Here is a 12986-nt window from a genome sequence, read left to right as displayed (position 1 = left end):
GTTGCGTGTGCCGATCATGAAGCGAGTCTCCTGATTGTTTTTGTTGGAGCGGTGGCGGAATTGCCGGGGCCGGCTCAGCCCTGGAAGGCGGGCTCCTCCAGGCCGCGAACGCCGGGTTGCAGGGCGAACACCGCGCCGGCCAGGGGCTGGTCGGCGAGGTCGACGCCCTGCGGACGGATTGAGGTGACGAACAGCGTGTCGAGGCCGGGGCCGCCGAAGGCGCACATCGCCGGCTTCTTCACCGGCACGGCCAGCGAGCGGTCGAGTCGGCCGTCGGGGCTGAAGCGATGGACCAGGCCGGCATCGTTGCCGCAGATCCAGTAGCCGCCGTCTTCGTCCACCGCCGCGCCGTCGGGACGGCCGGGATGCTGGCGCATGTCGACGAACAGCCGGCGGTTGTGCGGGATGCCGTCGTCCGGGTCGTAGTCGAAGGCCCAGATGGCCTGTACCGAGGGGTGCGAGTCGGACAGGTACATCGTCCGCCCGTCGGGGCTGAACCCCAGGCCGTTGGGGACGATGAGGTCGTCCAGCCAGGGCAGCAGCGCTACGCCGTCGGCGTCGCCGACGAAGCGGTAGAGCATGCCGGCACGGTGCCCGGCGGCCATGTCCCGGTGCATGCTGCCGACCCAGAAGCGGCCCTGGCGGTCGCAGCGGCCGTCGTTGCAGCGCATCGCGGGCATAGCATGGCGAACCTCGGCCAGGCGGGTGGTGGCCAGGCGGCCGTCGTCGCCGGGGCGCAGGTGGAACAGGCCGCTCTCCATGCCGGCCAGCCAGCCTCCCGCCGGGTGGCGGGCGATGCAGGCGAGCATCTCAGCGGCTTCCCAACTTTCTGTGGCGTTGTCCGTCGGACGCCAGCGGTGCAGCCGGCGGGCGGGAATGTCGACCCAGTAGAGGGCCTGTTCGGCCACGCTCCACACCGGGCTTTCGCCGGTGCCGTTGCGGGCGTCGAGCACGAGTTCGGCTTGCATGGCAGCGCTGTCTCTTGTCGTTATCGGGCGCGGGCGGATCAGTCGTCGAACGGGCCGGCGGCGGTGAAGGCGCCGCCCTGGTAGACCGCCACCGGGTCGTCCGCTGCCGGAGCCGGCTGGGCCTCGACCTTGGCGCGGAAGATTTCCGAGCTGTCCTGCGGTTCGTAGCCCAGATGCGCGGCCAGGCGGTTGTCCCACCAGAGGTCGCGGTTGTTCGAGGCGCCGTAGACGATGGTGTGGCCGACAGCGGGGGTGAACAGCGCACGGCCGATGAGGTCGGTGAGGTCGCGATAGCTCAGCCAGGTGCTGAGCATCCGGCGATTCTGCGCCTCGTCGAAGGAGGAACCGATGCGGATGCTCACCGTCTCGATGCCGTAGCGGTCAAAGTAGAAGCTGGCCATGTCCTCGCCGTAGGCCTTGGACAGGCCGTAGTAGCCGTCGGGCCGGTGGGCGGCGCCGGCGTCGAGCGTCTCGCTCTGCTTGTAGAAGCCGATGACGTGGTTGGAACTGGCGAACACCACGCGACGGACGCCGTGCCGGCGTGCCGCCTCGTAGAGGTGGAAGGTGCCGCGGATATTGGCCTCGAGGATCTCCTCGAAGCGCCGCTCCACCGAGATGCCGCCGAAGTGGACGATGGCATCCACGCCCTCGATCAGGGCATGGACCGCGGCCTTGTCCGCCAGGTCGCAGGTCACCACCTCCTCGTGGTCGCCGGCAGCCGGCGCCATCGGGCTGATATCGGACAGACGGAGGATGCGGGCATAGGGACGCAGGCTTTCCCGCAGGACCTTCCGAGGTTGCCGGCCGCGCCGGTGAGCAGGAGGCGATTGAGGGTGGGGCTCGGTGCAGGCTGAGACATGGCGATGATCCGTTCTGTCTGATTGTTGTCTGGATTTGTCATATGTCGTCGTATGACATGGAAAATTATCGACAGCTTCCGTCGTCTTTGTCAACGCCGCCGAGGGCTTTGCTGGTGATGAGAGTGCATAGAGGCAGGGATGCTACTGGCGCTGCATCCAGGCGCTAAATGGCTCGATTCGGCAGCGTCGGTGGCAAGTTGTCGGATGATTGCGAGCCGGCTTGAGTAATGGCGATTTGCTGTGTCAGAGCGTGGCGAAGACGATGAGCTGTCGTTATTGTTGTATGATGACTATGAGGAATGCTGGCGCGCTCCCGACCCGCACCTGTTCAAGAGGTGCGGTTTTGCTGGTTTTTATCGAGCAGCGGAAGGCAATCAGCCTGTCATACAAGCTGGCCGTGATGCCTCAGGGGCTGGTGGCGAACTTCACGTCGGACGGCGAGGGAAACGCCAGGGTCTGGGTGATTCTGCCCGCCTTGCCGGTGTCCGGATCGCGCTCCATGACGACGATGGCGTTGCTGTTCTGGTTGGCGATCAGAATGAAGCGGCCGGTCGGATCGAAGGTGAATTCGCGCGGTTCTTCGCCCTGCACCGAATGACGCGACACGAGGCCGAGCCGCCCGTCGTCCGGATCGATCCGGAAGACCACCAGCTCGTTGGCGGTGCCGCGGTTGGTCGCGTAGAGGAAGCGGCCGTCCGGCGAGACGTGCAGGGCGGCAGCCTTGTTCTGGCCCTGGAAGTCCCCGGCGGCCAGCGGGACGGTCTGCTTGGGCGTGAGCCGGCCGTCGGCATAGTCGAAGACGGCGATGCTCCCCTGCATCTCCAGGGTCGCGTAGGCCTGCCTGCCGGTCGGACCGAACACCAGGTGACGAGGGCCGGAGCCTGCCGGCAGCTCGACGAAGGGCTGCGTCTGGCTGGCGCTGAGCGGCTGCTCGGGATGGGTCGCCGGATCGTAGCGGTAGACGTAGATCTTGTCGGCGCCGAGGTCCTGGGCGAATACATAGCGCCCGTCCGGCGACTCGACCGCCGAATGCACGTGGGGCGATTGCTGGCGCTCGGGATGGGCCTGGCTGGCGCGATGGGTCTTGACCTGGCTGACCGGCTGGAGCCGGCCCTCGGCGTCCACCGGGATCACCACCAGGGTGCCTCCCGGATCGGCCGCCACCGAATAGTTGGAGACGAACAGGTGCGTGCCGTCGCGGCTGACGCTGAGATGCGTTGGTTCGCTGCCGAGCGACTTCACCTCGTTGATCTTTTCCAGGCTGCCCTTGGCCGGGTCGACCCGGAACGAAGTGACGCGGCCGACGATGTCCGATTGGCCCGGACCGTTCTCGTTGACCGCGAACAGATATCGGCGGTCGGGGGAGAAGGCCAGCCAGCTGGGGTTTTCCGTCTTCACCACCTGCAGCGGCTGGCTGGAGAGGGTGCCGCTCCGGCTGTCGAAGCGGTGCACGTAGATGCCCTCGCTGGGACCGGCGGTATAACTGCCGATCCACAGCGGATAGGTCTGTTCCTCCGCCATGCTGGCGAGGGGGAGGGCGGCAAGCATGCAGATTGCAGCGGCGCGCTGCATTGTTGTTCTTGTCATCGGGGAGTTCGCCTTCCAGGACTTGTCGTTGTGAGCGGGTCGCACGGCTGCCACGGCCCCTGCCGGCCGCGGCTGAACGGGAGGTCCCGTCCCGAATGGCCTGGATCCGAGCAGGCCATCCGGTTATCCATCAAGCAGTAGCACCTTCGGCGAGGCGCTGCCTCAGGCCGGCTCGATGAGCGGCTGGCCGGTCATTTCCTGCGGCTGCGGCAGATCGAGCAGCTTCAGCATGGTCGGCGCCACGTCGGCCAGCACGCCGCCGGCGCGGATGCGCAGCTTGCGCGGGCCCACGTAGAGGAAGGGCACCGGCTCGCAGGTGTGCGCGGTGTGCGCCTGGCCGGTGGCCTCGTCCTCCATCTGCTCGACGTTGCCGTGGTCGGCGGTGATCAGCGCCTCGCCGCCGACCTTCTCCAGCGCCGCGACGACGCGCCCGAGGCAGGTGTCCAGGCATTCGACCGCCTTGACCGCCGCCTCGAACACCCCGGTATGCCCGACCATGTCGCCGTTGGCGTAGTTGGCGACGATCACGTCGAAACGCCGGCTCTCGATCGCCTCGACGATGCGGTCGGTGACTTCCGGCGCGCTCATCTCCGGCTTGAGGTCGTAGGTGGCGACCGGCGGCGAGGGGATCAGGATGCGCTCCTCGCCGGCGAACGGCTCCTCGCGGCCGCCGGAGAAGAAGAAGGTGACGTGGGCGTACTTCTCGGTCTCGGCGATGCGCAGCTGGGTCTTGCCGTGCTTCGCCAGGTACTCGCCGAGCACGTTGCTCAGCTCCGTGGGCGGGAAGGCGCAGGGCGCCGGGATGCTCGCCGAGTACTGGGTGAGGGTGACGAAGCCGGCCAGCTGCGGCAGGCGCGGGCGCTCGAACTCCCGGAAGTCGGTCTCGACGAAGGCACGGGTCAGTTCGCGGGCGCGGTCGGCGCGGAAGTTCATGAACACCACGGCGTCGCCGTCCTCCACCTTCACCGGCGCGCCGACGGCGGTGGCCTTGACGAACTCGTCGCTCTCGCCGCGCGCGTAGGCGGCCTCCAGGCCGGCGGCGGCGGTGGCGGCGGCGTACTCGGCCGTGCCGTCGACGATCAGCCGGTAGGCCTGCTCGACGCGGTCCCAGCGGTTGTCGCGGTCCAGGGCGAAGTAGCGGCCGATCAGGCTGGCGATGCGGCCCTGGCCGAGGCGGGCGAAGCAGGCGTCGAGGGTCAGCAGGGGGCTCAGGGCGCTTTTCGGCGGGTGTCGCGGCCGTCGAGGAAGGCGTGCAGGTAGATCTTCTCGGCGCCGCGGCGCACGGCCAGTTCGGCCATGGCGGCGATGTGGTCCTGGTGGCTGTGCACGCCGCCTTCGGAAAGCAGGCCGAGGATGTGCACCGCCTTGCCGGCGGCGACCGCCTGGTCGACGGCGGCGCAGATGGCCGGATTGTCGAAGAACTCGCCGTCCTGGATGGCCTTGGTCACCCGGGTGAAGTCCTGGTAGAGCACGCGGCCGGCGCCGAGGTTCATGTGGCCGACCTCGGAGTTGCCCATCTGGCCGTCGGGCAGGCCGACGTCCATGCCGGAGCCGGAGATCAGGCCGTGCGGGCAGCTGGCGTTCAGGCGGTCGAGCACCGGGGTGCGGGCGGCGAGGATGGCGTTGTGGGCGGGGCTGTCACTGTGACCGAAGCCGTCGAGGATGACGAGGACCAGCGGTTTGGGCGTAGCAGTCATGTTGCGACCCTCCTGGGGAGGCTGAGGCTGGGGAAGAAGGCCCGGCAGGCCGGGCGTCCTGGAATTCTGTAAAGGCGGTTGCCGATGGGCGCTCTCCCGGCTTTGGGCTGGCGGGCGTGCTGGAAGAGGGGGTGGGGCGGCAGGGATGCGCAGTTACATGGCCGGGGCCTCGGCATGCGTCTGCTTGTGGACAAGCGAGCGCTGTCCGGCTGAGGTTTCGTATGGGGTCGAGTAATGCGGGCCGTCATGCGCATTTGGTAGATTTGTAGTAATTTTACGCAAATTTACGGCTTTTGATTTTGCCAAGTCAAGATTATGTGCGTTTTATTACCAATTCAAAGGTGTTTGTTCGTTAACTTCGCGGTGCTGTGCATCGGGGGTTCACGAGTGCGGATGTGCCCCAAGGCCTGCGGCGGCCGGCAATCCCGCGCGGCCTGGCAAGAGCGTCCGGGCGACTTTTTCAGGATGCGGCTTCTCGTTCCGAGGGAGTTCGGATTTCATCGGCGACCGGCTGCAGCCTGGTATGGCTCAAACTATTTCGCCAACGTGTCGTCGTGGAAGTCAGGCAAGCAGGCAACTCCCGCCAACTTGCGATAGCTGGATGGGGTCATGTCCTTGAGAGCCATAAAATGGCGATTGAAATTGGATATATTGGTAAAGCCCACTTCGAAACAGATATCTGTAATCGGTAGGTCGCTGTGGACCAGCAGATCGCAGGCGCGGGTGATGCGCAGGCTGTTGACGAATTCTACAAAACGCCGCCCGGTCGCCTGGCGAAAGAACTTCGAGAAATAGGTGGGTTGCATGCCGAGTTCCTCGGCAACTTCCTCCAGGTTTATATTCTCGTGGTAATGATCGAAAATGTAGTTGACCGCCTGATTGACACGCTGTTGGTTCTTCTCGCTGGTGATGGTCAGATAGTGTTCACTGGAAAGTAGTTGGTACTGATCTGTCTTGGCGAGAAGGCCCATGACGGACAAGAAGTGGGCCAGGGATTCCAATCCATTGGAAGTCGCTATTTTCTGCATCAAGCGCTGTGTTTCACGGATGGTCGCTGCGTCCTGGAATTCGATGCCAAAGCTTGCCCGCTGCAATAAACCATCCAGCTCGGTGAACTCCGGCAGGACATTGCGTGCCGCCTGAATCATTTCGTCGATGAATACGACAACCTGATCCCGCTCCGGATAGATCGCCTGTTCTTCCGTATGACTGATCCAGTTATGGGGAAGGTTGGGGCCGATCAGGAACAGAGTACCGGGATAGAAGTTGCCAATGTAATCCCCGACGAACACCTTGCCGCTGCTGTGGGTGATCAGGTGCAACTCGTATTCCTTGTGATAGTGCCAGCGGACCAGAGGGTCGGGAAAGCCGTGCTTCCGATAAAGAATCGAGCTGTGCTCCTTCGGGGGGATCAGCTCGTAGGAGGGGGATGACTGACGTGTAGTGGCTCGCTTGTTCATCACCTTGGGCTTGAATCTTGTCGGGACGTACGTGCTGCACAACATATATAAATCAATAAAGCTTGTACATTTTAAAACTTCGCAAGCAAGCTCGGCATATTTAAAGGATTGATTTTTATAGATTTATTTTTCATTTTGACGCCGGCCTAGCTGGGTGCGCCTGTTACTTGTGCAAAAAAGTACAGGTTTTTGGGAGGTTATGAGTTTGTCTCGGTAATGAATGCCCGGTGTAATCCATCTCATCCTGAGTCTCCCGGCGAATATCCTTCATTGGTGAAGGGAGATGGACAAGAAAGATAAAAAACAGCTGATCGAGTGATCGGCAGAGGACTTGGCAATCATGCGCTATCCATCAAGCCTGGCCGTGCAGCCTGCTCGTTACTTATCACTATCCCATAAGGCGATTTGTCGCCGCCTCCGTCACGCCGGGAATGGCTTTCTTAATCTTGAAGAGCTTCGTCAAGGCAAACGAGGGTTCCACCACGTTTCGCGAAAACCAAGCCCGTCAGCCTGGTCGGCCTGATTTCCCCAGCCTCGCCTTTTACTTCGAACTCTTTTTAATGCGCGTCTTCCGGCGCGCCGGGATTCTTGTTGCCTGACGAAAGGCCGGGCTTCGTTGGTTCCTGACAAATCCGAGCGGTCTAGAGGTAGAAAAACGTGAAACTCAATACCAAAAATCTGTCTCAACTTCCTGAGCGTGTTCAGCGGCCTCTATACGACCGCAAGCAGGTCCAGCAGGGGATCGTGCATATCGGTGTCGGTGGCTTTCATCGCGCCCATCAGGCGATTTATACCGAGATGCTGCTCAACCGGGGCAAGGCCGGCGAGTGGGGCATTTGCGGGGTGGGGCTGCGCTCGGAAGATCGAGCCATGCAGGAGGCCCTGGTGTCCCAAGACTATCTCTATACCCTTTATGAGCTGGGCGACAGCGACAACCCGCAGATTCAGGTGGTCGGCGCCCTCGGCGATTTCCTGCTCGCCGAGGACGGCCCCGAAGCGCTGATTCGCAAGCTGGCCGATCCGCAAACCCGGATCGTATCGTTGACCATCACCGAGGGTGGCTATTGCACCGACGACAGTAGCGGCCAGTTCAATGCCGATCTGCCGCAGATTCGCCATGACCTGGCCAATCCACGGCAGCCCAAGACGGTATTCGGCTTTCTGACCGAAGCCCTGGCCCGCCGTCGTGCAGCCGGCGTCACGCCGTTCACCGTGATGTCCTGCGATAACCTGCCGCATAACGGCCAAGTGGCTCGCAATGCCCTGTTGAGTTTCGCCAAATTGCGCGACCTCGGGCTCCATGACTGGATTGCCGGCAACGTCAGCTTTCCCAATGCCATGGTCGACCGGATCACGCCGATGACCAGTGATGCGCATCGCTGCCAATTGCTCGAAGAAACCGGCATCGAGGATGCCTGGCCGGTGGTGGCCGAGCCTTTCCTGCAGTGGGTGGTGGAGGACGATTTCTGCAACGGCCGTCCGGCCTGGGAAGAGGTCGGCGTACAGTTCACCGAGGATGTCACGCCCTATGAGGAGATGAAGATTCGTCTCCTCAACGGCAGCCATATGGCGATGGCCTACCTCGGTGCCTTGCTCGGTCACCGCTATGCGCACGAGGCGATGCAGGATGCGCAGCTGTCGGAGTTTGTCCGCGCCTATATGGACCGGGATGTCACGCCGCTGCTGGCCGAGGTGCCCGGCATCGATCTGGAGCACTACAAGGACACGTTGATCGAGCGTTTTTCCAACACGGCAATCTGTGACCAGATCAGCCGGCTTTGCTCCGATGGCTCATCCAAGCTTCCGAAGTTCGTACTGCCGACCCTGCTTGGTCAGCTTGAATCTGGCGTCGACATGCGGCGCACGACGCTGATCCTGGCCGCCTGGTGCCACTACCTGCGCGGCCTCGACGAGCGAGGGGAAACCTATCCGATTGTCGATCCGCGCGCCGCCTTGCTACAGCCGGCCGCATGCCTCAAGGAGCGTCTGGTCGAGAATTTCCTGGGGCTCGAGGATGTGTTCGGGCACAGGATTCCGGCTTCTGCGCCATTCGTGGCGACCTTCCGCCTGCAGCTCGAGCGTCTGCAGGCACTCGGCGTGCGTGCCACGCTTGAGTTGACGATGGCAGAGGAGGTTGGCGTGGACGAAAGGAAATTGGCAACCTTGACTTGAACGGGGAGGGCTTGTTCGGAGAGCGCCGGATAAGCTCGTCTTACATATATATCGCCCTGCCATGAGTCGGCCATTTCATGGTGTGTTTCATCGCTTTGTACGAAGCGGATCGGCATTCGTCGTGTGAAATATAAAAGACAATAAGCCTTGCGGCCTCGTTGGTTTTTCAGGGGAAGTATATGTTTTGTGGTTCGTTGATTTTTGAATCTTTGTTCTGAGGGGAGGGGGTGTTTGGTCGGATCATTATTTTTGTACAAAAAAGTACAGGTTTTTGGCTGTTTATGAATTTGTCTTGCTGGTGAATGCTCGGTGTAATTCATTTCACCCTGGCTTCCTCGTTGAATATTCTCTTTCGCAGGGAGAGGGTCACAATAAAGATAAAAGGGCTGATCGTGCGATCAGCAGGAGTGAATAATAATGAAACCTACAGTAACCCCGCATGTGCTTGCTCTCTCCGTTGCGCTTCTATCTCACAAGGCTCTGCAAGAATCTGCTTCCGCTCCTCCCGTAGGCTAGCGCCCGAACAAGATGATCTTCCGAGTCTGAGAAAGACTGCTTCCGTTCCGCCAGCGGATGGCTAGAGCCCGTAACCAAGGAATCTGCAAAGGCAGGGGCTTGAGCTGGGCCAGTCTTTTTCAGGAATTCTTTGAGCGGTGTAATTATAAGAAGCACTGACATGAAAGCAGAAACGCATGATCGAGATTTCGCTGGCATGAGCGAAGAGCAATTGCCCATACCGAAACATAAACTTCACGGCTGGACCCACTTCATGGGGTTGTATGCCGGCGAGCATGTTGCCGCAACCGAGTTTGTCATCGGGGCAACTTTTGTGGCGATGGGCGCCCAAATCATGGATATCCTCCTGGGGCTGCTGATCGGCAACATCCTGGCAATCCTGAGTTGGACCTTGATTACCACGCCGATTGCGGTGGAAACCCGGTTGAGCCTGTATACCTACCTGCACAAGATTGCGGGTGGAAATATGACGAAGCTCTATAACTGGGCAAATGTCATTATCTTTACCGTGATTTCGGCGGCAATGATAACCGTATCTTCGACAGCGGTGCGGTTCTTGTTCGACATACCGGCACAGTTGAACTGGTATCCGACAGATCCTTGGTTCGTCATGGTTGTGCTGACCGTCGGCATGATCGTGGTCTTTGTGGCCATGTATGGTTTCAATGCCGTTTCCGACTTTTCGGGAATCTGCGCGCCATGGCTATTTATCATGTTTCCCTGTGGCGGACTTGTATTGATGCCCGCCTTAGCGGAGTCGGTCCTGGGGCACACCACCTTGAGTGGCTGGAGCGACTTCATACAGATTGGCAGTCAGTCGGTCTGGACAGGGGTGAATGCTCAGGGAGAACCGGGCATCGGGCTGCTCGAGGTGATTGGTTTCGCATGGGCGGCCAATACGATTACGCACTTCGGTTTGATTGACATGGCCTTGTTGCGCTATTCCAAGAAAAAGTCCTATGGCCTCTGCACGAGTTCGGGAATGCTGTTCGGCCACTATATCGCCTGGATTGCTGCAGGGATCATGGGGGCGGGCACCGCTGTCATTCTAAAGACTTCAATTACCACTCTGGATCCGGGTGACGTGGCCTTCCATGCACTAGGTCTGTCGGGGTTCGTGGTGGTGATCGTCGCCGGTTGGACGACTGCCAATGCCAATCTCTACCGGGCTGGCCTCGCCGCACAGGCGATCTTCCATAAGTATTCGCTTAAGCAGACAACATTGGTTGTGGGTGTCGTGACAGTGATCGTGGCTTGTTTCCCGTTTGTCTTTTCGAAAATGCTGCCTTTGCTGACCTATGCGGGCCTGCTGGTTGTGCCGGTCGGAGCGATTGTCTTCGCCGAGCACTTCCTGTTTTCCCGGCTCGGTTTGACCCGCTACTGGGTAACCTATCGGCAACTCAGCCATAGCACTCCGGCAGTGGCCTCGTGGGGCGCAGGCCTTGTGTTCGGCTTTGGCCTGAATGCCCTGGATATCATCTCCTTCTATTATCTGTTCGTTCCGACCTGGATCTTTACGATCATCGTGTACACGCTCATGGCCAAGAAATACGGCGCTGGGGAGCAGTATCCGGAGGAGGAGGCCGCGTTACTGTCTTTTGACAAGAAGGTCGAGGCTTTCCAGGAAGAACAGGCCAAGGCCTACAAGATGCCGGTCCAGGACAACACCGCTTTTTCGAAATTGCTCCACATAGTGGCCCGCGCCAGTTTGGCCATTGCCCTGTTGCTGGCTGGCAACACGATGTTCTTTAGCCCCGACATGGCGACTTACGAAGCAAATCGCGGTGCTTTCTACGATGTGGGGTTCGCTTGTACCGTGATTTATTTCGCGGCTGCCTATTGGGCGATGCGTCGGCGCAAAGCGCTTACCGAGGCTCAGGAACTGGGTCAGCCTGTTCTTCTATGAGTAAATAGCGAGGGTCGGACTTGTCCGGAGTTTCCCTGGAGAACTCCGGACAAGTCGGTATCGTTCTGGTAATGACTGGATCAAGCGGTTATCCATCCGGCCAAGCCCGGACGATAGGTCCGGAAACGCTCATGGTTCCGGCTCAGCCTCCTGAGGTGGCGGATTCGCCACGGTAAGCCCGGGTTGGCGAAGGCGACCTCCATTGATTCCCCTTATCTTCCGTTTCAGTGAGATATCGCTGTCTTTGAGGCGGGCGGTCGCTCAGGCGCGCCGGCATTCAGTGGTCGATGCGCGGGGCGACATGACGGGCAACGGCCAAGGGCTGTTCGAGGTACGAGAAGCCAGGTCCTGGCATTGCGCAGACGCTCCTTCAGGGGTGGGCAGGAGAATCCGAGTGCTGCCCGGCGCCGATGGCGAGCGATGGATCGCATCCACTCCGGACGATTGCTGTGCTACATGGACAGCGCTATCCTAGGGTCAGCACTCTTGTTAGATAAGCAGGCCGGACGCGATACGGGGCAGACAGCGGCAGCGGAGCGAGGCGAGAATAGCCGCCCTGCGGACGCTGCGGCCCAGATGGTGCCTGCCGTTCGACCCCGATGCTGCAATATGGTGCGACTGCCCTGATGACCCCCCCTAAGAACGACAAGAATACTCGTACCACCGGACGTCCGACGCTCAACGAAGTGGCGCGCAGCGCCGGCGTCAGTCCGATCACCGCCTCCCGCGCCCTGCGCGGCATTCCCAGCGTCGCCGAGGAGCTGGCGCAGCGGGTCCGCGACGCGGCCCGCGAGCTGGGCTACGTGGCCAATCCGGCGGCGCGGGCGCTGGCCTCCGCGCGCAGCCAGACCGTGGCGGTGGTGGTGCCCTCGCTGGGCAACCAGCTGTTCGTCGAAACCCTCGAAGCCATCCATGCGGTGATGCGGCCGAAGGGGCTGGAGGTGCTGATCGGCAACTCCCACTACTCGCGCGACGAGGAAGAGGACCTGATCCGCAACTACCTCGCCTACCAGCCGCGCGGCCTGCTGCTCACCGGCTTCGAGCGGACCGAGAGCGCACGGCGCATGCTTGACTCCAGCGGCATCCCCTGTGTCTACATGATGGATCTGGACTCCGGCGCCGGCCTGCATTGCGTCGGCTTCTCGCAGCTGCGCGCCGGCGCGGCGGCGGCCGAGCACCTGATCGCCCGCGGCCGGCGGCGGATGGCCTTCGTCGGCGCCCAGCTCGACCAGCGCACCCTGCTGCGCGGCGAGGGCTTCCGCCGTGCCCTGCAGCAGGCCGGACTCTACGATCCGGCCCTGGAGCTGCTGACCCCGCGGGCATCGTCCGTCGGCCTGGGCTGCGAGCTGTTCAACCAGTTGCTGGCCAGCCATCCGCAGATCGACGCGATCTTCTTCGGCAACGACGACCTGGCCCACGGTGCCCTGCTGGAGGCCATGCGCCGCGGCGTGAAGGTTCCCGAGCAGGTAGCGGTGCTCGGCTTCAACGACCTGCCGGCCTCGTCCTTCACGGTGCCGCGGCTCAGCAGCATCCGCACGCCGCGCGAAGCCATCGGCCGCCGTGCCGCCGAACTGCTGCTCGCGCTGATGGCCGGCCAATCGATCGCCGAGCCGGTGCAGGACATCGGCTTCGAGCTGATGGTGCGCGAGAGCACCTGAGCGTTTGCGCGCCGGTAGGGGAGGAGGCCTGCGCCTGCCCGGCAGATTGCGCAGCCGTTGCCCGCCTGGATTCGGTGGTCGGGGCGGCTTTCGTTTGGTGTTTATTTTTGTTGTTAAAACAAAATCAATATATACAAGCTAAGGGCTGTTTTTTCCGTTAAT

General features: G+C 61.7%; 6 protein-coding genes and 2 pseudogenes. 3 read left to right on the top strand and 5 right to left on the bottom strand.

Features of this window, described 5'->3' with window-relative positions; all coding sequences use genetic code 11:
* Nucleotides 1-74 precede the first annotated feature (74 nt).
* From Atro_RS03315 to Atro_RS03295, 5 genes and pseudogenes are all read right to left on the bottom strand, one after another.
* On the bottom strand, nucleotides 75-968 hold the full coding sequence (locus tag Atro_RS03315; RefSeq protein ID WP_497926430.1) for an SMP-30/gluconolactonase/LRE family protein: 894 nt from the start codon (nucleotides 966-968) through the stop codon (nucleotides 75-77).
* Between the two features lie 38 nt (nucleotides 969-1006).
* Nucleotides 1007-1827: pseudogene (locus Atro_RS03310) on the bottom strand (NAD-dependent epimerase/dehydratase family protein).
* A gap of 406 nt (nucleotides 1828-2233) precedes the next feature.
* The gene (locus Atro_RS03305) at nucleotides 2234-3415 is read right to left on the bottom strand and encodes a lactonase family protein (protein WP_497926429.1); all 1182 of its coding nucleotides are present in this window, start codon (nucleotides 3413-3415) and stop codon (nucleotides 2234-2236) included.
* 162 nt (nucleotides 3416-3577) lie between these two features.
* Nucleotides 3578-5112, bottom strand: a pseudogene (gene gpmI / locus Atro_RS03300) (2,3-bisphosphoglycerate-independent phosphoglycerate mutase).
* Nucleotides 5113-5645: 533 nt separating this feature from the next.
* On the bottom strand, nucleotides 5646-6572 hold the full coding sequence (locus Atro_RS03295) for an AraC family transcriptional regulator (protein WP_497926428.1): 927 nt from the start codon (nucleotides 6570-6572) through the stop codon (nucleotides 5646-5648).
* A gap of 657 nt (nucleotides 6573-7229) precedes the next feature.
* Here Atro_RS03295 and Atro_RS03290 point away from each other — a divergent pair.
* The 3 genes from Atro_RS03290 (at nucleotide 7230) to gntR (ending at nucleotide 12824) form a co-directional block, all read left to right on the top strand.
* Nucleotides 7230-8744 carry a mannitol dehydrogenase family protein gene (locus tag Atro_RS03290; protein ID WP_497926427.1) on the top strand — a complete coding sequence of 505 codons (1515 nt, stop codon included), beginning with the start codon at nucleotides 7230-7232 and terminating at the stop codon, nucleotides 8742-8744.
* Between the two features lie 676 nt (nucleotides 8745-9420).
* On the top strand, nucleotides 9421-11166 hold the full coding sequence (locus Atro_RS03285) for a purine-cytosine permease family protein (protein ID WP_497926426.1): 1746 nt from the start codon (nucleotides 9421-9423) through the stop codon (nucleotides 11164-11166).
* Between the two features lie 626 nt (nucleotides 11167-11792).
* Nucleotides 11793-12824, top strand: coding sequence for an HTH-type transcriptional regulator GntR (gene gntR, locus Atro_RS03280; RefSeq protein ID WP_497926425.1), 1032 nt, complete (start codon nucleotides 11793-11795; stop codon nucleotides 12822-12824).
* Nucleotides 12825-12986: the final 162 nt, after the last annotated feature.

The sequence above is a fragment of the Azotobacter tropicalis genome (genome assembly GCF_059739045.1).
The sequence above is the reverse complement of the archived record's forward strand: the minus strand, read 5'-3'. Positions and strand labels throughout refer to the sequence as shown.

What these genes read in the sequence shown, in the direction of transcription:
- Atro_RS03315 (WP_497926430.1), bottom strand. Translation starts at nt 968, where the DNA reads ATGCAAGCCGAACTCGTGCTCGACGCCCGCAACGGCACCGGCGAAAGC.
- Atro_RS03305 (WP_497926429.1), bottom strand. Translation starts at nt 3,415, where the DNA reads ATGACAAGAACAACAATGCAGCGCGCCGCTGCAATCTGCATGCTTGCC.
- Atro_RS03295 (WP_497926428.1), bottom strand. Translation starts at nt 6,572, where the DNA reads ATGAACAAGCGAGCCACTACACGTCAGTCATCCCCCTCCTACGAGCTG.
- Atro_RS03285 (WP_497926426.1), top strand. Translation starts at nt 9,421, where the DNA reads ATGAAAGCAGAAACGCATGATCGAGATTTCGCTGGCATGAGCGAAGAG.
- gntR (WP_497926425.1), top strand. Translation starts at nt 11,793, where the DNA reads ATGACCCCCCCTAAGAACGACAAGAATACTCGTACCACCGGACGTCCG.